This window comes from Frankia sp. CcWB2 (genome assembly GCF_977927585.1).
On sequence record NZ_CDWRCM010000176.1, the window covers coordinates 3,748 to 5,499 of the forward strand.

Here is a 1,752-nt window from a genome sequence, read left to right on the forward strand (position 1 = left end):
TGTGACGGTCAGGTGAACGGCGACACTCCCGAAACCCAAGAAAAGTTTCGTCCAGGTTTCCGTCCCGACATTGCCGGGGACGCCGCGGGAGTGTGGTTCCGTCAACAGCAAGAATGGAGTTACTGGTAATTCACCCGGGCGCGATGGGACCGGTACGCCTTCTTTCTAACGTCCGGGGAACCGCTCGGGCCGGTCGGACCGAGCGGCAGGTGGGGGTGCGCCCGGGATGAGGCTGACAGGGGTTCGGTTGCTCGCACTGGTCTTCGGGCGGGGCCGTGCCGCGGTCGGCATGATCGCCGGGATCGCCGTGTTCTTCCCGTCTCTGGTCAACATGGTGTTCCACCTGCGTTACCGGCCGGTTCCGGCGCATGGCGGGTAATGACACGTGGCAAACAACAATCACGCCATCGCCGCCCTCCCGGCGGGCGGTGCTGGTCCGCCGGCTCCGGGGGCACCCGGCTTGTTCTGGAGTAAAGGAAGTAATGGGGGTGATTTCGCCGTTGGTCATACGTGATCCCCTTCCGGGCGTGCCGCCATCGGGTGCAGCCTCGGTGCTGACCGGCAGACGAGAGGCCGCCATGAACGCCGAACGCTCCAGTCGGGGACTCCGGCTGATGACGGTGTCCGGACGGGCGCCCCAGCCGACCGTCTCCTCTGCCACGCCCCACCGATCGGCGTCTGCCACGCCCCACCGATCGGCGACCCCGGCCCGCACGGCGGCGTCGAACACGACCTCCTCCACCACCGCTCCCGCGGCCGACCCGCGTGATCCGGCGGCGGCTACTGGTCCGACCGGGCAGGTACCCGTGGTCGGCGCGGACCTGCTGCGTCCGTCCGAGGCACAGCTCGCTCGACTGCGTCGGGTGGCCGCGGGTGAGGAGGAGGCCGACCTCGTCGTACGCGGTGGGCTTGTCGTCGCCGTCCACAGCGGTGCCGTGGCCGCGCGGGACATCCTGATCGTGGGGTGCTACATTGCCGCAGTCACGAAGCCGGGAACGTTGGCGGGTCGGCGCTCGCTCGACGCCGCCGGCAGATTCGTCCTGCCGGCCTATGTCGACGCCGGCCTGCGCGTCGAGGAGACGCTGCTCACTCCGGGAGAACTGGCTCGCCTGATCGTCCCGCGGGGAACCGCCACCCTGGTGACCGACCCGGCCGTCCTGGTCGCGCTGGGCGGTCTGCGCGGTGTGGATCTGGTGACGGGATCCTCGACCCCGTTGCGGGTGCTGGTCCGAGCGGGGCAGGTTCCCGGGACCGGGACGCCCGCCGCCCCGGTCGTCGAGGTGCCTCCGATACCGCCCGCCTCCGCGCTGACCGCGCTGTCCTCAGGTAGGGGCGGCGCCCGTCAAGTCGTCCGCCACGGAGGCCGGCGGTCTGCTGCGGGCGGCCGACAGCGGGGCCGAGCCGGTCCGGGGCAGGGCCAGATCGGTCGCGGAGCTCGCCACGATCGGGCATCTCGATCACGACGTGCGACTTGCGGTCGGTCGGGGGATGGGCCAGATCGACGCCATCCGGCGGTTCTCCCTGCTCCCCGCCCGCAGGCACGATCTGGAACCCACCCTGGGGTCGATCGCGCCCACCCGCTTCGCCGATCTCCAGGTCGTCTCCTCCCTGGCCGGAACCGCGCCGCCCGACGTGGTGGTGGCGGGTGGCCGGATCGCCGCGGAATGCGGCCGACCCCTGTTCGACAACCTCGACATCTCGCCCGCCTGGACCACCGGCCGGACACGACTCCCGGCGAACCTGCACGCCGGC

The 1,752-nt window shown here is 70.9% G+C and carries 1 protein-coding gene and 1 pseudogene; both read left to right on the plus strand.

The annotated features are described in order from the left end of the window. Nucleotides 1–226 precede the first annotated feature (226 nt). Nucleotides 227–379 (plus strand): hypothetical protein, encoded by a 153-nt coding sequence (locus tag ACY45C_RS16745; RefSeq protein WP_462188507.1) that lies wholly within the window; start codon nt 227–229, stop codon nt 377–379. A 1,085-nt stretch (nt 380–1,464) separates the two neighbouring features. Next, a pseudogene (locus ACY45C_RS16750) lies at nt 1,465–1,752 on the plus strand (adenine deaminase C-terminal domain-containing protein); the annotation flags it as partial.